The following is an 18,412-nucleotide window of genomic DNA, read 5'->3' as shown; positions in this document are numbered from 1 at the left end:
GCCGGGCGCCCTTTTTTCGTGATCGTATCACGGGTCACGTCGTTGCAAGGCGAAGCCGCAGCAATCCTGGGCTCGCCTCACGCAGTCGACGCCGCCGCGGCGTTGAAGATGGCGCCGCTGCACCGCTTCGCTCCGCTCGTCGTGACGGCGGCGCGTCTTACGGCGCTCACTCCGTCAGCGAGCGCGCCTCTTCCGGCAGCATGATCGGGATGCCGTCGCGGATCGGGTAGGCGAGCTTTGCGGAACGGCTGATGAGCTCTTCGCGGGCGGCGTCGTATTCCAGCGGCTCCTTGGTCAGCGGGCAGACCAGGAGTTCGAGCAGGCGGGGATCGACGCGGGTCGCTTCGACGGGCGGGGCAGAGGTGTCGGCCATGGTTCCTGTCACTTCCGGTAGACTGGTCCGCGATCGGCACGAGACGGACCACGAGACTTCGAAAACATCACTGCAGCGTCGGCTCCGCCCCGCTGGCGCGCACCAGCTCCATCTCGGTCACGGCGACCAGCACCTCGGCCCGTGTCTTGAGATCGGGCGCTTCCAGCATCGCCTGCTTCTCGCGCACGCCGAACGGGCTCATCATGCAGAGCGCGTTGACCAGTGCCTCGTTCGGCGCCTCCTCGATGCCGGCCCAATCGACCTGGAGCTCGTTGGCCTCGATGAAGTTGCGCAGGGCCCGCAGGACGCCCTCGCGATCGACCGCCTCCTCGCCGGCGCGCGCCTCGAAATCCTGGGCGAAGCTGTCGTAGGACACTTGGCAGCGACGATAGGGAGTGGTGACCGCGAGTTCGCTCTCGACCCGGAAGCGGCTGATGCCGGTAAGCGAGATCAGGTAGCGCCCGTCGCCGGTCTCGGCGAACTGGCTGATCCGCCCGGCGCAGCCGACCCGGTAGAGCCGGGGGCTGAGCGGCGCACCGCCGCCCTCCGCATCGGGCTGGATCATGCCGATGATCCGCTCGGAGCGCAGCGCGTCGTCCACCATGGCGAGGTAGCGCGGCTCGAAGATGTTGAGCGGCATCTGCCCCCGCGGCAGCAGAAGTGCCCCCGGCAGCGGGAAGACCGGAATGATGGCGGGGCACTCCGCCGGCGACTTGCAGCTCGGCTGAGGACTCATGCGCGGCATTCCTGCTGAGGAAGGTGGTGCGGGCCGTCTCGTCCGGTGGCTGCGGTCGCCGTGACGCTCTGAGGGAGCTTCTGCCTCACGAGAATAGCAGCGTCGAGAGCTGGCGGCGCCCGCGAATGGCGGCCGGGTCCATCAGGCCCCAGGCCTCGAAGAACTGAAGCAGCTGCTTGCGCGCGGCGTCCTCGTTCCAGTTCCGGTCGGCCCGGGCGATGGCGACGAGTTGATCGACCGCCTCGTCGCGCTTGCCGGCACCGTTGAGGCCCAGCGCAAGGTCGAAACGGGCCTGGAAATCGTTGGGATCGGCCTCGATCCGCCGCTGCAGGCCGGCGAGGTCGCCCAGGCTCCCAGCCTGATCGGCGAGTTCGAGCGCGGCGCGCACGCCCGCGAGCAGCGGGTCTTCGGCCTTGTCCGGCGGCACCATCGCCAGCACCTGCCGGGCGTTCTCGGTCTCACCGAGTTCGAGCTGGGTCTTGGCGAGGCCCGCGACGGCCTTGAGATTTTCCGGCTCCTCGCGCAGCACCGCGGCGTAGAGTTCGGAGGCCGAGGCGAGATCGCCGGCCGAGGCGACCGCGGCGGCCTCTTCGAGCACCTGATCGATCTCGGAGGGACCGGCGAGCCGGTCGACGAAGGCGCGCACCTCGGATTCCGGCACGGCGCCCATGAAGGCGTCCACCGGCCGGCCGCGGTCGATCGCGATCACGGCCGGGATCGACTGCAGGCCGAGCTGCTGACCGATCTGCTGCCAGACGCCGGGATGCTCGTCGATGTTGAGCTTGGCGAGCTTCACCCGGCCGCCGGCCGCCCGCACCACCTTCTCGAGGACCGGCGTGAGCTGCTTGCACGGGCCGCACCAGGGCGCCCAGAAATCGACGATCACCGGCTGGTTCATTGATTCGGCGATGACGTCCTGCCGGAAGCCCGCCGTGGTGGTGTCCTTGATAAGGCCGTCGGCGGGGGCGCCGGCGGCGGCGTTGGCGTCGAGCATGGAGCCCTCGGAAATCATGAAACGCGTCCGGCGCGTGCACCGCACCGGGCCCGTTACATGGGGCTTCGGGACGCACCTGACCAGACGTTTTCGAACCCCTTCCGGGAACGAAATCCAATCAGGGCTTGGGCTGGCCGGCCGCTCCCGCCTTCGGCGCTTCCCCGCCCGGCCCGGCGCCGGCCTTGGTCTCCGTCACGAACACCCCCGCATAGGTCTTGCCCTGGGAGGTCGCCTCGCAGGCGATTCGGGTCTTGCCGGGCTCGGGCTTCGAGAACTTGCAGGCACCGACCGCGGGGGCGGGGCTGCGGGCGATGCCGTCCTTGTTCTTCATGCCCGGCACCACGAGGCTGATCGGCTGGAGCTGCTCGGTCTCCTCGGTCTGCTCGTGCTGCGCCCCGGAGCCGCTGAAGCTCAGGGTCTGACCGTCCCAGGCCGCGAAGTCGAAGGTCGTGCGCCCGCGTGAGACCGTGTTGACGAGCTGCTCCTTGCAGTTCTGTGTGATGTCGAGGCCTCCGATCACCAGTCGCTCGCACTGGCCGGTCATCGTCACCTCCGCCCCCTGCTGAGCCGTGGCCGGCGCTGCGGCGAGCAGGCCCAAGGACGCGACACCGGAGAGCGCGAGAAGCGGGGCGCGCGAGCGGATCGTCATGGCGTGGTGTTCCTCCTGATCGGCATCCGGTGCCGTTTGTCGTGATGGATATTTCCTGCAAGGCGGCCCGGTTCAACCGCCGAAGCGCAGGGCGCGATCGTTGGGCGCATCAAAATGGAGTTCGGGACCGAGCGGCACGATCCCCGTCGGGTTGATGCCGGCGTGGCTGCCGTAATAGTGGCGCTTGATCTGGTCGAGGTTCACCGTCTCCGCCACGCCCGGCAGGGCGTAGAGGTCGCGCAGATAGTTCGACAGGTTGGGATAATCGGCGATCCGGCGCCGATTGCACTTGAAGTGCCCGACATAGACCGCATCGAAGCGCACGAGAGTGGTAAACAGGCGGATGTCGGCCTCGGTCAGCGACGATCCGCAGAGGTAGCGCTGCCGGTCCAGTCGATCTTCGAGGGCGTCGAGCTCGGCGAACAGGGCGGTAAAGGCGTCCTCGTAAGCCTCTTGCGTGGTGGCAAAACCCGCCTTGTAGACGCCGTTGTTGACCCGGTCGTAGACGCGCTCGTTGATCTGATCGATTTCGGTTCGCAGAGCCTCCGGATAGAGGTCCGGCCCGCTCGCGCCGAAAGCGCCGTTCAGCATCCGGATGATCTCGGCCGATTCGTTCGAGACGATGGTCTCGCGCCGCTTGTCCCACAGCACCGGCACGGTAACGCGACCGGAATAATCGGGCTTCGCCCGGACATAGATCTCGTACAGCCGCTTGGCGCCGAACAGCGGATCAGCGGTCGAGCCCGGTACGCCGCCCTCCTCCTCGGCCTCAAACACCCAGCCTTCCTCGCGCATGTAGGGCGAGACCACGGAGACGGTGATCGCCGCCTCAAGCCCCTTGAGCCGGCGCACGATCAGCGTGCGGTGAGCCCAGGGGCAGGCGAGTGCGACGATGAGGTGGTAACGCCCCGCCTTACCCTCGAACCCGCCCTCCCCCGAGGGGCCGGGGGCGCCGTCGGGCGTCACCCAGTTGCGGAAGGCGGCGGCCGAGCGTTCGAAGCGCCCGCCGGATTTGGCCGTATCGTAGCCCTTGTCGTGCCACGTACCCTCGACCAGCAAACCCATCCCGGAGGTCCTTCTCGCCCTGCACGGGAGAGGAGATGGAGGAGGCAGCCTCCAGGGGAAGGCCGCGAGACGGATCTCGGGTGCCCCATGCACGGTTCCGGGCTGGCGGCCGGGACCCGTATATCCCAGATAGGCCGCCGATTGCCGCCACCGCTCCCGGAGCCTGCCGATGTCCGCCCGCCTGTTCGAGCCCCTGCGCCTGGACGACCTGGAGCTTGAGAACCGCATCATCATCGCGCCGATGTGCCAGTACTCGGCGCTGGCCGGCGCGGCGACCGACTGGCACCTGATGCATCTCGGCCAGCTCGCGCAGTCGGGCGCCGGGCTCCTCACCCTGGAAGCGACGGCGATCTCGCCCGAGGCGCGGATCTCGCCCGGCGATCTCGGCCTCTACGACGACGCCACCGAGCGGGCGCTGGCCCGCGTGCTCGACGCGGTGCGCGGCTTCGCGCCAATTCCCGTCGCGATCCAGATCAATCACGCCGGCCGCAAGGCATCGAGCCGGGCCCCTTGGGAGGGCGGCGCGCAGATTGCTCCAGAGGCCGTCGACGGCTGGCTGACCGAGGCGCCCTCGGCGGTTCCACACGGCGCGGGCGAGGTGCCGCCGCACGCCCTCGACGCGGAGGGCTTGAGGCGGGTGCGCGAGGGCTTTGTCGCCACGGCGCGGCGCGCCATGCGGCTCGGCATCGACGGCGTCGAGTTGCACGGCGCCCACGGCTACCTGCTGCACCAGTTCCTGTCACCGCTCTCCAATCGCCGCGAGGACGCTTACGGCGGCAGCCTGGAGAACCGGATGCGGTTCCCGCTCGAATGCTTCGAGGCGGTGCGCGAGACCGTGCCCGCGGGCAAGCCGGTCTGGATGCGCGTCTCGGCGACGGATTGGGTCGAGGAGGGCTGGGATCTCGATCAGACGCTGGAACTCGCCCGCGCGCTCAAGAGCCGCGGCGCGGCCGCCATCCACGTTTCGACCGGCGGCCTCTCGGCGGCGCAGAAGATTCCGATCGGACCCGGCTATCAGGTGCCGTTCGCCGAGCGGATCAAGGCGGAGACCGGCCTCACCACCATTGCGGTCGGCCTCATCACCGAGCCGCACCAGGCGGAAGCCATCCTGGCGGAGGGCAAGGCCGACGCGGTCTCGCTCGCCCGAGCCATGCTCTACGATCCCCGCTGGCCCTGGCACGCGGCGGCGGAGCTCGGTGCGCAGGTGCGGGCACCCAAGCAGTATTGGCGCAGCCAGCCGCACCAGTACAAGGACCTGTTCAAGAGCGCGGCCTTCGGGCAGCGATAGCGCTCTCTTCTCCCGTCCTTGAGCCTCATCCTGAGGTGCGCAGCGAAAGCGGAGCCTCGAAGGATGAGGCTCAAGGATGGGGAAGCGTTGTTTCCCTACTTCCCCACCGCGCCGACCAGCGGCCCGAGCGGGCGGCTGAGGTCGGAGCGGCCGAGGCCCGGCGCGTAGAGGCTCGACACGCTGCCGTCGAGGAACAGCGCGTTGCGGCTGCCGAGGCTGTCCTTGAACAGGCGGGCGAAGGCGCCGAAGGTCACGGGCCGCTCCGAGATCGCGAACACGGCCACGCGTCCGCCATCGCGCACGCCGACGCCGTTGCGGATCTTCTGGCTCGGGCCATCCTCCGAGATCTTCGGGTGGATCTTGCCCTCGATCACCAGCATCGGCCCCGATTGGGTGGCAAAATCCGGGGCCGGCTTGGCCCGCAGATAGCGGGCGGTGTCGAGCACGCCGGCCCGGTCGCCCTTCACATAGAACACCCCGTTCGGCTTGAGGTGGAAGTTGCCCGGCCCATTGGCGGTGGAGACGCCCTTCATCTCGCGCCCGTCCTCGACGTAGAGCCCGACCGGAGCCTGCCCCTTGTCGTACATGCCGGCATTCATGGCGAAGCTGAGCCGCTGGCCCTGTCGCTCGGCCAGGCTCGACAGCGAGCCGTAGGGCAACCCGTCCGCCCCGAGCCAGAACAGCCGCAGGCGCTCGCGCCGCAGATCGACGGTGCAGACCGTGTAGGGCTGCCCCTCGAACTCGACCGGCTGGCACGGCCCCTTGGTCGCGGCGGCAGCCGGTTGCGCCCGGGCCGGCGCGGGGGCGAGCGGACCGAGAGCGAGCGCAGTGAAGAGCGCGGACAAGAGGGCGGGGATCTGAACGGCGGGGCGGCGCGTCACGGGCAGGCGGTTCCTGTCTGGCGGCCACCTGTCCGGAGCAGGCTCGGCCGGAGGCGCCCTCCTCGCGCGAAAGCATGGCAGCATTCAAGCGGCCGGCTCGCGCCGCGTGCTTCAAGCGGCCGGATCACGCCGCGTGGCCGTTCAGTAGCATCACGAGATGTTTAGAACCTGAAGTCGCAGGGACCGTTTGTTCCCGTCGAGCGTTCAGATCCAACGGGGGGATGGCAAAGTTCTCTCTCGGGTGGAGACGATCTGATGAAAAGGGTTGTTCTGGCATCGGCCGCCATGGCGGGCGCGCTGATGATGATCCCGGCAACCGCCGATGCCCGTCCGGGCTTCGGCGGCTTCCACGGCGGTGGCTTCGGTGGCGGTTTCCGAGGCGGTGGTTTCCGAGGCGGTGGTTTCGGGGGTGGCTTCCGCGGCGGTGGGTTCGGCGGTCCGCGCTTCGGCGGGGGCTTTGGCGGATTCCGGGGCGGCGGCTTCGGCGGTCCGCGGTTCGGCGGCGGGTTTGCCGGCCGGGGCGGGTTCTATCGCGGGGCCGGCTTCGGCGGCTGGCGCGGCGGTTACGGCGGCTGGCGCGGTGGCGGCTGGGGTTACCGGCGCGGCATCGGCTGGGGCGGTGTCGGGGTCGGGCTGGGACTCGGCCTCGCGGCGGGCACCCTCTACGGCGCCTACGGCTATCCCTACGGCTACGGCGGATGGGGCGGTCCCTACGGCTACACGACCGTCGGCTACGATCCCTACTACAGCGCCGGCTGCTACACTGTTCCGCGGCTGACCTGGACACCCTACGGCTACCGCCGCGTCCTGGTCGAGCGCTGCTACTGATCGCGAGATCATCGGAGACGACGAAAGGGGCCGCTTGCGGCCCCTCTTCTGTTCCGGATCAGCGCCGCTTCGCCTCGTCCTGCCGCATCGGCATCGCGTCGATGGTCGAGAACAGGCGCTGCGGCGGGATCGGCTCCTCCGCGGTGAGCTTGGCACCGCCGTCCTTGCCGACGAGGACCGCCCGGAAGGCATCCCCCGGCAGGCCGAGATGGCGCCGCAGGGCCACCGCGTCCGCCCCCTGCCCCACCGCCTCGAGCGTGACGAGATCGCGCTCGGACGCTCCCGTCCGCGCCGAGGCGAGCGCCTGTCGCTGTGCCGCGAGGCGGGGATCGCCGGCATCGCCCGCGGCCAGCACCAGCACCCGCGATTTCCAGCGGTAGCCCGCCAGAGGATCGCTCCCCGCCGCTCCGGCGGGGTCGCCTGTCACCATGGCCCCGACCATCAGGGTCGCGCTCAGAGCCGCCATCTTCCGGGCCATCGCCCACCTCTGCACATCGCTGCCACGCATTGCCGGAACCAGCGCGCGACCCATCTGCCCGGTTCCGTCTCGAACAACGCCGGAGCGCTCCATGGCCCTCGTCAACCGTCGGATCGTGCTGGCCGCGCGCCCGCACGGCGAGCCGAAACCCGAACATTTCCGCCTCGAAGAGGGGCGCACCCCGGCCCCGAAGCCGGGCGAGGTTCTGCTGCGGACCCGCTGGCTCTCCCTCGATCCCTACATGCGAGGGCGGATGAGCGCGGCGAAATCCTATGCCAAGCCGGTCGAGATCGGCGAGACCATGGTCGGCCAGACGGTCAGCGAGGTGGTGGCCTCGGAGAACCCGGCCTTCGCCGTGGGGGATCTCGTGCTGGCCTATGCCGGCTGGCAGGATTTCGCGATCTCGGATGGGCGGGACCTCCGCCGCCTCGACCCCGCGGACGGACCGCCGAGCCAGTTCCTCGGCATCCTCGGCATGCCGGGCATGACCGCCTATTCCGGCCTCCTGGAAATCGGCCGGCCTCAAGCAGGCGAGACCGTTGTCGTGGCTGCGGCCGCGGGGCCGGTCGGCTCCCTCGTCGGCCAGATCGCCCGCATCAAGGGCGCGCGGGCCGTCGGCATTGCCGGGGGCGCGGAGAAATGCGCCTACCTGACCGAGACGCTCGGCTTCGACGCCGCGGTCGATCACCGTGCCGACGACTTCCCCGAGGCGCTGGCCCGCGCCTGCCCCGACGGGATCGACGTGTACTTCGAGAATGTGGGCGGCGCGGTGTTCGAGGCGGTGCTGCCGCTCCTCAACGACTTCGCGCGGGTCCCGGTCTGCGGGCTCGTCGCCGGCTACAATCTCAGCGAGCTGCCCCCCGGCCCCGACCGCTCGCCGGTGCTGATGCGCGCCATCCTCACCAAGCGGCTGACCCTGCGCGGCTTCATCGTCTGGGATTTCGCCTCGATGCAGGACGACTTCCTGCGGGACGTCGGCGGCTGGCTGCAGGCCGGACAGGTCAAGGCGCGCGAAGACGTGGTCGAGGGCCTGGAGAACGCGCCCGTCTCCTTCGCCGGCATGCTGAAGGGCGCCAATTTCGGCAAGCTCGTGGTGAAGGTGTCCTGACGCCGGCCCTGCTACGGCAAGCGCCACGGCGCTTGCCGACCAATCAGAACAGATATAGAACATTCACGACAGGCAAGGCGCTCGGTGGTTAGCGGGCACAACGGCCGACAGCCGCTTGCCCGGCCGGGCGTCATGCTCAAGAGTCGCGCCCTTCGCGGGCGTATCGAACACATGCCCTGTGAGATCGATCGGACGGAGAGATGAGATGGCGGGCAGCGTCAACAAGGTGATCCTCGTCGGCAATCTCGGGCGCGATCCCGAGACTCGGCGCCTAGCCTCGGGCGACCCCGTGGTGAACCTGCGAATCGCGACGTCGGAGTCCTGGAAGGACAAGATGTCGGGCGAGCGCAAGGAGAAGACCGAGTGGCACTCGGTCGTGATCTACAACGAGAACCTCGCCCGCGTGGCCGAGCAGTACCTGCGCAAGGGCTCGAAGGTCTATATCGAGGGCCAGCTCCAGACCCGCAAATGGGCCGACCAGTCGGGCGTCGAGAAGTACACCACCGAGGTGGTGCTCCAGCGTTTCCGCGGCGAGATGACGATTCTCGACGGCCGCGGCGGCGGGGGCGGCGACTTCGCCGGCGAGGACGAGGGCGGCGGCCAGATCAGCCGCGGCGGCGACCGGGGTGGCGACAGAGGCGGTGATCGCGGCGGCCGCGACGATTACGGTTCGGGCCGCTCCAGCGGCGGCGACCGCCGGCCCTCCTCGGGCGGCGGCGGTGGCGGCGGCAAGCCGAACTACGACCTCGACGACGACATTCCGTTCTAGGATTTTTCGGGATCGAGGACGGCTCGACGAAGGGACCGGCGCCGACAGCGTCGGTCCTTTTTTCGTCTCGGGAAGCGGCCGGCACCGGAATGAACGCGAGCCAAAACAGTAACTTGAGTGTCGCGGTCGCCACATTGAGCCTGCTGAAACCAAGCCTGCGGCCGAAAATGACTTGTTGTTCCCAACTACCGGCCACGGTGGCGGCCTCGCATTCCTGCGCCATAATGATTTGCGCGCCGCAACGGCGGAAGGAGCAGCCAGGGATCCATGCTGAGCACAGCGTCGAACGCGCCCGTCGTCGAAGAGCGCCCCCTGGAAAAGGCCCTGGGCCATCAGGTCCGCCTGCTGCGGCGCGAGCGCGACCTGTCGGTGGCCGATCTCGGCAGCGCTGCCGGCATCTCGCCGGGCATGATCTCGAAGATCGAGAACGGCGCGATCTCGCCGTCGCTGGCCTCGATCAACGCCATCGCCTCGGCGCTCAACGTGCCCATCACCGCCTTGTTCGCCGCCTTCGAGGAAACCCGCGACTGCAGCCACGTGAAGCGCGGCCAGGGCGTGCCGATCGAGCGGCGCGGCACCAAGGTCGGTCATATCTATGAACTCTTGGGGGCCGGCATCCGCGGCGACGTGGTGGTGGAGCCCTACCTCATCACCCTGCAGGACGAGGCCGAGGCCTATACGAGCTTCCGCCACACCGGCACGGAGTTCATCTACATGCTGACCGGCGAGGTGATCTATCACCATTCAGGCCAGGATTATTACCTGGAGCCGGGCGACGCGTTGATGTTCGACTCGAACGGCCTGCACGGTCCGGCCAAACTGCTCAAGACGCCGATGACCTATCTCTCGGTCATCGTCTATCCGCGGGCGTGAGCCAAAGGTGGAATGCAGGCGCGGTAACGTTCCGTTCACCATGACCTGCCAGGCATCGTGCGACGGAGCGGGAGAATGAAGCAATGACGGCGGGTCGGCAGCGGGTGCTCGGCAGCCTCCTCGCCCTTGCCTGTCTCCTCGGGTCGCCCGCCCTCGCCGCCGACCTGCCAGTCTTCGAGCCCGGCTATTCCGCCGCGCCGCCGTCGGCCCCGCGCTTCTTTCCCCGCGGCGATGGGGACGCCCTTATCGACGGGCCTCCCCGCCCCCTCCCCCGGCGTCTCGTCGGCTGCGCCCCGCGCGCCGCACCGGTGCCGACCAACGCGCCGAGCGATCCGAGCTATGTCGGGTCGGAATACGGCCTGGGCAAACCGAGCTATTACGGCTTCCGCCCCGGCCTCGGCTACGACGATCCCTTCGATCGGCCCTTGCGCTACTGCCCCTGATCGGGCCGGAACGCTGGCATCCCGCGGCCGCCGCGCCTACGTCTGCGGCGCGATCTTCCAGCTCCGAGCCGCGCCATGTCCGATACGACCCTCCGCTTCGACCGCCTCGAATCCTTGCGGGAGCGGGTCGATGCGTGGCGCGCGGGCGGCGACCGGATCGTGCTGGTGCCGACCATGGGGGCCCTGCACTCCGGCCATCTCGCACTTGTGGCGCACGCCAAGGCGATCGGTCGGCGAGCCATCGTCAGCATCTTCGTGAACCCGACCCAGTTCGGTCCGAACGAGGACTTTTCGCGATACCCGCGCGACACCGAGACCGACTTGGCGCTACTCGCGCAGGCCAGCGCCGACGCGGCGTGGCTCCCCTCCGTCGAGACCATGTACCCGACGGGTTTTTCCACCCGCATCGAGCCCGGCCCGGCGGCCGAGGGCCTGTGCGGCACGGTCCGGCCCGGCCATTTCTCCGGCGTGGCCACCGTCGTGACCAAGCTCATCAACCAAGTGCGGCCCGACATCGCCCTGTTCGGCGAGAAGGATTTTCAGCAATTGCAGGTGATCCGCTCGGTCGTCCGCGACCTCGACATGGCGGTCACCATCGAGGGGGTGCCGACCCTGCGCGAGGCGGACGGCCTCGCCCTCTCCTCCCGCAACCGCTACCTCGACCCGCGCGAGCGCGCGATCGCACCGCGCCTGCACGCGGTGCTCGCCGAGATGGCCGAGCGCCTCGGCCGCGGTGCCGAGGCCGCTCCGCTGATCGTCGAGGGCACGACCGCCCTGGAGGCGGCGGGCTTCGGCCCCGTGCAGTATTTGGAGGTCCGCGACGCGCAGACGCTCGCCCCGGTGGTCCGGGCCGAGCGCGAGGCGCGGGTGCTGGTGGCGGCCTATCTCGGCGCCACGCGGCTCATCGACAACGTGGCGGTGGTGCCCGCCTGAAGCGGGGTCCGCCTGATCGAAGCGAATCCGGCCTCGCCCCGCCACGCAGCGCTTGGGCGGCGCTGAACACCGCGCCCTCGCATGCGATCGCGCAGGAATCGACCGAAGCCCGCAGGACCCGCCCCGGCTGCTGTCCCGAGCCGCGACTTCTCCGATGGCCAGTCGGACACAGCACCGATGAGATAACTCGTCGAATCGGGCCAAACTGGAATTCATCTGCCGCGACGAATATGAGAATAAATGCATCGCTGAATAATAGATCATGAACTGATCCTCGTATTGGTTTAGTTGTATTAATTCTAGAACTTTGTATTTGATTTTTGTTAATTGCGCGAAAATAACGGCTCTCGACCAACATAACGAGGGCCGGGCCGATGCGTCAAAACTGCTTTATTCTGCAACATCGTCGCTCGGCCGCAGCCTTACTTGTCCTTTTATCGACGACGAGCTTGATTGTGTTCCACGGCACGGCGCGGGCCCAGGCCGTGAAGCCGGACGAATTGACCCTCGAGGAACTCAGCGTGACGGGCGACGGCAGCGCCGCGGTCGGCTATCGGCCGCGGCGCAGCAGCTTCGGCACCGGCACCGACAGGCCCCTGCTCGACACGCCCGCCAACATCGCCGTCGTGCCCCAGGCCGTGCTGCGCGACCAGCGGGTGCTCAGCCTGGACGAGGCTCTGCGCAACGTCAGCGGCATCGCCCAGACCAACAGCCTCGGCGGCACGCAGGAGGGTGTGGTCCGCCGTGGTTTCGGCACGACGCGCGACAGCTCGATCCTGCGGGACGGACGCCGCACGGTCCTCCAGCAGAACTTTAGCCACACCATCGAGCGCGTCGAGGTGCTCAAGGGGCCGGCTTCGCTCCTCTACGGCATCTCGGAGCCGGGCGGCCTGATCAATCTCGTCTCGAAGCGGCCGCTCTTCACGCGGCAGAACAGCCTCGACGTCACCGCGACGAGCTTCGGCGGCGCGATCATCCAGCCGGATCTCACCGGCCCGATCGAGGGGACCAACCTCGCCTATCGGATCGTGGGCGACGTGCAGGATTACAATTACTGGCGCAACTTCGGCACGATCCGCCGTCAGGTCGCGGCCCCATCGCTGACATGGCGGGGCGACGACACCACCGTCACGATCGGCTACGAGTTCGCCCACTACAACATTCCGTTCGACCGGGGCACGACCTTCGATCCCCGCACCGGACGCCCTCTGCGAGTTCCGCGGGAACGGCGCTTCGATGAGGCCCTGAGCCGGGTCGAGGCGATGAGCCATCTCGGCAGCCTCGATATCGAGCACCGCTTCAACGACGACTGGAAGATGCTGGTCGGCTTCACCGCCAGCAATCTCACCTACGACGACAACCAGATCCGTCCGGTCTCCTACAATGCGGCGACCGGCCTTCTCACCCGCCGGGCCGACGCGACCCGCGGCGCCGACTTCAATTCTCAGGTGGCCCGGATCGATCTCGTCGGCCGGTTCGAGGCGCTGGGCCTGCGCCACGACCTGCTGGTCGGGGCGATGCATGAGCGCGTCGATTACTACCGCAGGGAGAGCTACCGCGGCGCCAACCAGGGCGGCTTCAACGTCTTCGATCCGGTCTACGGCCGGATTGGCGCCTCGAACCGCCTGTCGCTTCCGGCGAGCAACAACCGCGATCGCCTCATCAACACGAGCCTCTACCTTCAGGACTCGATCCACCTGACCGACCAACTCATCCTCGTGGCAGGCGCCAGCGCCCAGTTCTACGATCAACTGGCCTATGCCGGCGTTCCGGCCGTCACCTCGACGGATATCAACGGAATCAAACCGTTGCCGCGCGCAGGTCTCGTCTACAAGATCGCACCCCACATCTCCGTCTACGGCAGCTACACCCAGTCGTTCCGCCCGAACGTGACCGATCTCGATCGCACCGGCACGCTGCTGCCCGAGGAGGGGGACGCCTACGAGGTCGGCGTCAAAGCGGAGTTGGGGGCCGGCCTGCTCGTGACCGGCGCGGTGTACGACACCGAGAAGACCAACGTGCTCGTGACGCAGGTCGTGAACGGTATCCGCACGGCGGCGACCGCCGGAAAGGCGCGCTCGCGCGGCTTCGAGCTCGACGTGGCGGGGCAGATCCTGCCGGATTGGTCGGTGATCGGGAGCTACGGCTTCACCGATGCCATCGTCACCGAGGATCCGACACTCGCCGGAAACCGGCTGCTCAACACGCCGCGGACGACCGCGTCGCTCTTCCTGACGCATCAGGCCGGACTCGTGGCCCCGGCCACGACCGTGGGATCGTTGAGCCTCGGCGACGGCTTCCTCGAAGTGGGGTTCGGTTCACGCTATGTCGGCGAGCGGCCGGGAGATGCCGGCAACACCTTCACCCTGCCCGACTACGTCGTCTGCGACGCCTTCCTGAGCTACCGGACCAGCGTCAACGGCCTGCCCGCCGCGCTCCAGCTCAATCTCAAGAACGTCCTCGACGAGACCTATTACCCGTCCTCGGGAGCCAGCAACGTGCTGGTCGCGGTCGGCGAGCCGTTCCAAGCGCTGATGACGGCCCGGGTTTCCTGGTGAGATCCGGCTTCTGGGACGGCGCGGGAGGATCCGCGCCGTTCCCGATGGAGACCGAGCCGAGGCGGTCAGGCCGCCCGCAGCGGCCCCGTGTGCTCGTGGAAATCCGGGCCGTTGCTCGTCTTGGCGACGAAGCCGGCGCGGATGACGAAATCCCCGAAATGCTCGCCGGGCTGCCGGTCCCGGGCATAGGCGGCAAACAGCGGCTCCAGCGTATCCTTGATCTCACTGGCGAGCACGTCCTCGCGGTAGAGCTTGCTCAGACGGGAGCCGTCGAAGGCGGCGCCGAGATAGAGGTGGTAGCGCTCGGGGCCGCGGCCGACGAGGCCGATCTCCGAGATGAACGGCCGGGCGCAGCCGTTGGGGCAACCGGTCGAGCGGATCGTGATCGGCTCGTCCTGCAGACCGTGGCGGGCGAGACTCTCCTCCAGCTCGGTCAGCAGGTCGGGCAGGTAGCGCTCGCTCTCGGCCAGCGCCAGCCCGCAGGTCGGCAGCGCGACGCAGGCGAGCGAGTTGCGGCGCAGCGCCGAGGCGCCCCGGGTCAGGCCGTACTCGTCGACCAGCGCGTCGATCTCGGCCCGCTTGCCCGCCGGCACGTTGGCGATGATGACGTTCTGGTTGCCGGTGAGGCGGAAATCGCCCTCGTGCACCTCGGCGATGCGGCGCAGGCCCGAGAGGAATTGCGGGCCTCCGTCGATATCCTTGATCCGGCCCGACGGCACGTAGAGCGTCAGGTGGTGGCGCCCGTCCTCGCCCTCGACCCAGCCATAGCGGTCGCCGTTGTTGTCGAAGGTGAAGGGCTTAGGCTCGGCCAGCGGCTTGCCGATGCGCTTACCGACCTCCTCACGGAACGCGTCGAGGCCGAAGCGCTCGATCGTGTATTTGAGGCGGGCGTTCTTGCGGTTCTTGCGGTTGCCCCAGTCGCGCTGGACCGTCATCACCGCTTCCGCCGCCTTCAGCGCGTCCTCGGGCTTGACGAAGCCGAGCACGTCGGCGGTGCGCGGGAACGTGTCGGTCTCGCCGTGGGTCATGCCCATGCCGCCGCCGACGGTGACGTTCCAGCCCGTCACCCGGTTCTTCTTGTCGAGGATGGCGATGAATCCGAGGTCGTGGGCGAAGATATCGACCTCGTTCGAGGGCGGCACCGCGACCACGGTCTTGAACTTCCGCGGCAGGTAGGTCTTGCCGTAAATCGGCTCGACCTCGGCCGCGTTTTCACCGCCGACCACGCGCTCGCCGTCGAGCCAGATCTCGCGCCACGCGCCGGTCTTCGGCAGCAGGGTGTCGGAGATGTCCTTGGCGAGTTGCAGCGCGGCCTTGTGGGCGCCGGCCTGGGCGGGGTTGGTCGAGGCCATGACGTTGCGGTTGACGTCGCCGCAGGCGGCGATGGTGTCGAGCAAGGCCGCGTCGATCGCCGCCATCGTGCGCTTGAGGTTCGACTTGATCACGCCGTGATACTGGAACGTCTGGCGCGTGGTCGCGCGCAGGGCGCCGCCGGCATAGGTCGTGGCGATATCGTCGAGGATCAGCCACTGCTTCGGCGTCACGACGCCGCCCGCGATGCGCAGGCGGATCATGAAGCTGTAGGCCTTCTCGAGCTTCTTCTTGGTGCGCTCCGCCCGGATGTCCCGGTCGTCCTGCATGTACATGCCGTGGAACTTGACGAGCTGGCCGTCATCCTCGGAAATCGCGCCGGTGGCGTGCTTGAGGAGCCCGTCGGCGAGGCCGCCGCGAAGATAGCCGCTGGCGATCTTGAGGTGCTCGTTATGGGCGAGGCCGGCGGCCTTCGCGGCTTCCGCATCCGTGATCGGCCGTTCGGTCGGCGGCGCCTCGTAGCGACGTGCGCCGATGCCGGGTGTCTCCACGGCGGGGCCGTCAGGGGTGTCGATCGGGCTGTGGTCGTCCATGGCGGTGATCCGATTGGCATCTCTCCTCCCTGGGGGGAGGAGGCGGAGGTGGGGGTGGTGCAGGATGAGGCGCGGGCGGTGCCTCCTGCACCACCCCCACCCTCGACCCCTCCCCGGAAGGGGGAGGGACGAACCCCCTCAGTAAACGTCCTGCTGGTAGCGCTTGGCCCGCTCCAGCGAGGCGACATGCGCTTCCGCATCCGAATGGCTCAGGCCCTTCACACTCTCGAAGGCGCGCACCACGGCGGCGCGCACGTCCCGCGCCATGTTCTTGGCATCGCCGCAGACGTAGAAGTGGGCGCCGCCATCGAGCCACGCCACCACCTCGGCGGCGTGCTGGTCGATCCGATCCTGCACGTAGATCTTCTCCGGCTGGTCGCGCGAGAAGGCCACGTCGATCTTCGTCAGCGAACCGTCCTCCAGCGCGTCCTGCCATTCAAGCTGGTACAGGAAGTCGTGGGTGAAGTGGCGGTCGCCGAAGAACAGCCACGAGCGGCCGGCCGCTTCCGTCGCGCGGCGCTCCTGCACGAAGGCGCGGAACGGCGCGACGCCGGTGCCGGGGCCGACCATGATGATGTCGGTGGCGCCGTCGGAGGGCAGACGGAAATGCTTGTTGGGCTTCACCCGCACCCGCAGCTTGGCGCCGTTCTTGATCCGGTCGGCCACGTGCACCGAGGCGACGCCGGCGCGGGCGCGGCCGTGGGTCTCGTAGCGCACGGCGGCGACGGTGAGATGCACCTCTTCGCCGACTTCCTTGCGTGAGGACGCGATGGAATAGGCCCGCGGCGGCAGCGGCCGGGTCACGGTGTTGAGGTGCTCGGCGGTCAGCGCGGCGGGAAAGCGCTCGATCAGGTCGATCAGGTGGCGCCCCTCGATCCAGGCCTTGACCTCGCCGCTCTCCACGAACTTTTGCGCGTCGGCGTGGCCCGTAGCCTTGGCGAAGCGCTCGACCGTGGTGGCCGAGAGCGTGGTGATGTCGCGCTCCGCGAGCAGCGCCTTGCGAAGGCCCTCGTCGCCGGAGAGCCCCGTGGCGCGCAAAATCTCCTCCACGAGCTGCGGATCGTTCTCCGGGAAGATCTCCAGCGAATCACCGGGCTCGTAGGCAGGCGCTCCGTCCTCGAATTCGAGAGCGAGGTGGATCGTTTCCTTGTCAGAGCGCGAGGAGTTGAGGTTCACGTGATCGATCACCTCGACCACCGCCGGCTCGCGGCTGACCTCGCCGTCCTCGTCCTCGGCACCGGCGCGGAAATCGACGGCCACGACGTTGTCGGCCGCGCTCTCGGCCGGCGCCAGCGCCTTCAGCGCGCCCTTGATCCACTCGGCCGCCGGCTTGTCGAAATCGAGGTCCAGGTCGGCGCGGTCGTAGGCACGCTTGGCGCCGAGCGCCTCGAAGCGCGCATCGAGCGCCTTTCCGATGGCGCAGAACTCCGCGTAGCTGGTGTCGCCGAGCGCCAGCACGCCGAACTGAACGCCCTCCAGCCGCGGCGCGCCGTCGCCCATCAAGTCGCCATAGGCCCGCACGGCGCGGGCCGGCGGCTCGCCCTCACCCCAGGTCGCGGCGATGGCGATGACCTTGCCGGCCTTCGGCAGGGTGGCGAGATCGAGGTCGGCGAAATCGACGACCTTCGGCTTGAAGCCTTGCTTGCGCGCGAGCTTGCTCACGTCGCTCGCGAGCTTTTCCGAATTGCCCGACTCGGAGGCGAACAGGATCGTCAACGGCTCGGCCGCCTTCGGTGGCGCGGCCGGGGCGGCGATGGCCGCGGCCGGCTGGCCGGCGGCGTCGAGCCCGGCGAGGAAGCCGGTCAGCCACGCGCGCTGGATCGGCGTCGCCGCGCCGAGCGCCGCGTCGAGATGAGCCCGTTCCTGGTCGCCGAAGGGGGCGGTGCGGGGGAGGAGTGCTTGCCTGGACATCGTGGGTGCCATGTCGTCCGCCGGAGCGCCGCTGTCAACGTCGAAACGTCCGTTTTAAAGAACGCCCCGCGGAGAGAAGAGATTGTTCGTTGCTGCGTCGCAAAAAGGAAGATTATTCTCCGACCACCGCGAGTCGCGGCTCGGCGCGGCCTCGTGGAGGCGGCGCCGGCAGCGGCAAGGCCGTGGTCGACTTCACTTTCTCCATCGCGAAGCGTGAGGTCACGTTCTTGAGGGGGAGCGTCGCGATCAGGTTTTTGTAGAACGTGTCGTAGGCGGCCATGTCGGCCACGACGACGCGCAGCATGTAATCGACGTCCCCGGCCATGCGGTAGAATTCGAGCACCTCCGGCATTGCCGAGATGCGGCCGGCGAACTGCTCCAGCCAGTCCTTCGAATGATCCGCCGTCTCGATGGAGACGAAGACGGTGAGCCCGAGGCCGAGCTTCACGGGGTCCAGCACAGCGACGCGCCGGTCGATCACGCCGTCGGCCTCGAGGCGCTGGATCCGCTTCCAGCAGGGGGTCTGCGACAGCCCGACCTGCTCGCCGATGGCGGCGATGGAGAGCGTGGCGTCCTTCTGCAGGAGCGCGAGGATCTTCAGGTCGATGGAGTCCAAGGGGC

18 protein-coding genes are annotated in these 18,412 nt (G+C 68.6%); 8 read left to right on the top strand and 10 right to left on the bottom strand.

Annotated elements, in window-relative coordinates; translation table 11 throughout:
- Window positions 1-166: 166 nt before the first annotated feature.
- The 5 genes from MFF24_RS00160 to MFF24_RS00140 form a co-directional block, all read right to left on the bottom strand.
- Entirely contained in the window at window positions 167-373 is a 207-nt protein-coding gene (locus MFF24_RS00160; RefSeq protein ID WP_096485204.1) for a Trm112 family protein, read from the bottom strand.
- A gap of 67 nt (window positions 374-440) precedes the next feature.
- Window positions 441-1,109 (bottom strand): LON peptidase substrate-binding domain-containing protein, encoded by a 669-nt coding sequence (locus tag MFF24_RS00155; protein ID WP_133091118.1) that lies wholly within the window; start codon window positions 1,107-1,109, stop codon window positions 441-443.
- Window positions 1,110-1,194: 85 nt separating this feature from the next.
- The gene (locus MFF24_RS00150; RefSeq protein ID WP_133091119.1) at window positions 1,195-2,103 is read right to left on the bottom strand and encodes a thioredoxin family protein; all 909 of its coding nucleotides are present in this window, start codon (window positions 2,101-2,103) and stop codon (window positions 1,195-1,197) included.
- A gap of 118 nt (window positions 2,104-2,221) precedes the next feature.
- Window positions 2,222-2,752: a hypothetical protein gene (locus tag MFF24_RS00145; protein WP_238221508.1), complete on the bottom strand. Its 531-nt coding sequence runs from the start codon at window positions 2,750-2,752 to the stop codon at window positions 2,222-2,224.
- A gap of 72 nt (window positions 2,753-2,824) precedes the next feature.
- A complete protein-coding gene (locus MFF24_RS00140) occupies window positions 2,825-3,817 on the bottom strand; it encodes a glutathione S-transferase family protein (protein ID WP_238221507.1) in 993 nt (330 codons plus the stop codon).
- A gap of 169 nt (window positions 3,818-3,986) precedes the next feature.
- Here MFF24_RS00140 and MFF24_RS00135 point away from each other — a divergent pair, with 169 nt between their 5' ends.
- On the top strand, window positions 3,987-5,105 hold the full coding sequence (locus tag MFF24_RS00135; protein WP_238221506.1) for an NADH:flavin oxidoreductase/NADH oxidase: 1,119 nt from the start codon (window positions 3,987-3,989) through the stop codon (window positions 5,103-5,105).
- A 95-nt stretch (window positions 5,106-5,200) separates the two neighbouring features.
- Here MFF24_RS00135 and MFF24_RS00130 read toward each other — a convergent pair whose 3' ends face one another.
- A complete protein-coding gene (locus MFF24_RS00130; RefSeq protein ID WP_238221505.1) occupies window positions 5,201-5,986 on the bottom strand; it encodes a phosphodiester glycosidase family protein in 786 nt (261 codons plus the stop codon).
- A gap of 255 nt (window positions 5,987-6,241) precedes the next feature.
- On the opposite strand from MFF24_RS00130, the gene MFF24_RS00125 reads away from it, so the two are divergent.
- Complete coding sequence (locus MFF24_RS00125; RefSeq protein ID WP_238221504.1) at window positions 6,242-6,814, top strand: hypothetical protein; 573 nt, start codon at window positions 6,242-6,244, stop codon at window positions 6,812-6,814.
- A gap of 58 nt (window positions 6,815-6,872) precedes the next feature.
- Here the strand turns inward: MFF24_RS00125 and MFF24_RS00120 are convergent, their stop codons facing one another.
- Entirely contained in the window at window positions 6,873-7,292 is a 420-nt protein-coding gene (locus tag MFF24_RS00120) for a DUF4174 domain-containing protein (protein WP_238221503.1), read from the bottom strand.
- Window positions 7,293-7,383: 91 nt separating this feature from the next.
- On the opposite strand from MFF24_RS00120, the gene curA reads away from it, so the two are divergent.
- The 6 genes from curA to MFF24_RS00090 all read left to right on the top strand — a co-directional run bounded on the left by curA (window position 7,384) and on the right by MFF24_RS00090 (window position 13,976).
- Window positions 7,384-8,400, top strand: a complete 1,017-nt coding sequence (gene curA / locus MFF24_RS00115) for an NADPH-dependent curcumin/dihydrocurcumin reductase (protein WP_238221500.1) — start codon at window positions 7,384-7,386, stop codon at window positions 8,398-8,400.
- A gap of 205 nt (window positions 8,401-8,605) precedes the next feature.
- Entirely contained in the window at window positions 8,606-9,169 is a 564-nt protein-coding gene (gene ssb / locus MFF24_RS00110) for a single-stranded DNA-binding protein (RefSeq protein ID WP_133091127.1), read from the top strand.
- Between the two features lie 267 nt (window positions 9,170-9,436).
- A complete protein-coding gene (locus tag MFF24_RS00105; protein WP_108940156.1) occupies window positions 9,437-10,042 on the top strand; it encodes a helix-turn-helix domain-containing protein in 606 nt (201 codons plus the stop codon).
- Window positions 10,043-10,125: 83 nt separating this feature from the next.
- Window positions 10,126-10,485, top strand: coding sequence for a hypothetical protein (locus MFF24_RS00100; RefSeq protein ID WP_166059308.1), 360 nt, complete (start codon window positions 10,126-10,128; stop codon window positions 10,483-10,485).
- 75 nt (window positions 10,486-10,560) lie between these two features.
- The gene (panC, locus tag MFF24_RS00095) at window positions 10,561-11,418 is read left to right on the top strand and encodes a pantoate--beta-alanine ligase (RefSeq protein WP_238221498.1); all 858 of its coding nucleotides are present in this window, start codon (window positions 10,561-10,563) and stop codon (window positions 11,416-11,418) included.
- Between the two features lie 455 nt (window positions 11,419-11,873).
- Window positions 11,874-13,976 (top strand): TonB-dependent siderophore receptor, encoded by a 2,103-nt coding sequence (locus MFF24_RS00090; protein WP_238221497.1) that lies wholly within the window; start codon window positions 11,874-11,876, stop codon window positions 13,974-13,976.
- A gap of 65 nt (window positions 13,977-14,041) precedes the next feature.
- On the opposite strand, the gene MFF24_RS00085 is transcribed toward MFF24_RS00090, so the two are convergent.
- From MFF24_RS00085 to MFF24_RS00075, 3 genes are all read right to left on the bottom strand, one after another.
- Complete coding sequence (locus MFF24_RS00085) at window positions 14,042-15,880, bottom strand: NADPH-dependent assimilatory sulfite reductase hemoprotein subunit (RefSeq protein ID WP_238221494.1); 1,839 nt, start codon at window positions 15,878-15,880, stop codon at window positions 14,042-14,044.
- 138 nt (window positions 15,881-16,018) lie between these two features.
- On the bottom strand, window positions 16,019-17,791 hold the full coding sequence (locus MFF24_RS00080) for a diflavin oxidoreductase (protein ID WP_238221493.1): 1,773 nt from the start codon (window positions 17,789-17,791) through the stop codon (window positions 16,019-16,021).
- 112 nt (window positions 17,792-17,903) lie between these two features.
- Window positions 17,904-18,407, bottom strand: coding sequence for an Lrp/AsnC family transcriptional regulator (locus MFF24_RS00075; RefSeq protein ID WP_133089335.1), 504 nt, complete (start codon window positions 18,405-18,407; stop codon window positions 17,904-17,906).
- Window positions 18,408-18,412: the final 5 nt, after the last annotated feature.

Source organism: Methylorubrum aminovorans (genome assembly GCF_022179725.1).
Taxonomy (GTDB): domain Bacteria; phylum Pseudomonadota; class Alphaproteobacteria; order Rhizobiales; family Beijerinckiaceae; genus Methylobacterium; species Methylobacterium aminovorans.
Note: the sequence above shows the minus strand (reverse complement) of the source record. Positions and strands in the feature narration are given on the sequence as shown.

Bases quoted from the DNA above. Each gene is read 5' to 3' on its own strand.
- ssb (WP_133091127.1), top strand. From the start codon at position 8,606: ATGGCGGGCAGCGTCAACAAGGTGATCCTCGTCGGCAATCTCGGGCGC.
- MFF24_RS00085 (WP_238221494.1), bottom strand. From the start codon at position 15,880: ATGGACGACCACAGCCCGATCGACACCCCTGACGGCCCCGCCGTGGAG.
- MFF24_RS00145 (WP_238221508.1), bottom strand. From the start codon at position 2,752: ATGACGATCCGCTCGCGCGCCCCGCTTCTCGCGCTCTCCGGTGTCGCG.
- MFF24_RS00135 (WP_238221506.1), top strand. From the start codon at position 3,987: ATGTCCGCCCGCCTGTTCGAGCCCCTGCGCCTGGACGACCTGGAGCTT.
- MFF24_RS00160 (WP_096485204.1), bottom strand. From the start codon at position 373: ATGGCCGACACCTCTGCCCCGCCCGTCGAAGCGACCCGCGTCGATCCC.
- panC (WP_238221498.1), top strand. From the start codon at position 10,561: ATGTCCGATACGACCCTCCGCTTCGACCGCCTCGAATCCTTGCGGGAG.
- MFF24_RS00105 (WP_108940156.1), top strand. From the start codon at position 9,437: ATGCTGAGCACAGCGTCGAACGCGCCCGTCGTCGAAGAGCGCCCCCTG.
- MFF24_RS00150 (WP_133091119.1), bottom strand. From the start codon at position 2,103: ATGCTCGACGCCAACGCCGCCGCCGGCGCCCCCGCCGACGGCCTTATC.
- MFF24_RS00155 (WP_133091118.1), bottom strand. From the start codon at position 1,109: ATGAGTCCTCAGCCGAGCTGCAAGTCGCCGGCGGAGTGCCCCGCCATC.
- curA (WP_238221500.1), top strand. From the start codon at position 7,384: ATGGCCCTCGTCAACCGTCGGATCGTGCTGGCCGCGCGCCCGCACGGC.
- MFF24_RS00080 (WP_238221493.1), bottom strand. From the start codon at position 17,791: ATGTCCAGGCAAGCACTCCTCCCCCGCACCGCCCCCTTCGGCGACCAG.
- MFF24_RS00125 (WP_238221504.1), top strand. From the start codon at position 6,242: ATGAAAAGGGTTGTTCTGGCATCGGCCGCCATGGCGGGCGCGCTGATG.
- MFF24_RS00120 (WP_238221503.1), bottom strand. From the start codon at position 7,292: ATGGCCCGGAAGATGGCGGCTCTGAGCGCGACCCTGATGGTCGGGGCC.
- MFF24_RS00100 (WP_166059308.1), top strand. From the start codon at position 10,126: ATGACGGCGGGTCGGCAGCGGGTGCTCGGCAGCCTCCTCGCCCTTGCC.
- MFF24_RS00140 (WP_238221507.1), bottom strand. From the start codon at position 3,817: ATGGGTTTGCTGGTCGAGGGTACGTGGCACGACAAGGGCTACGATACG.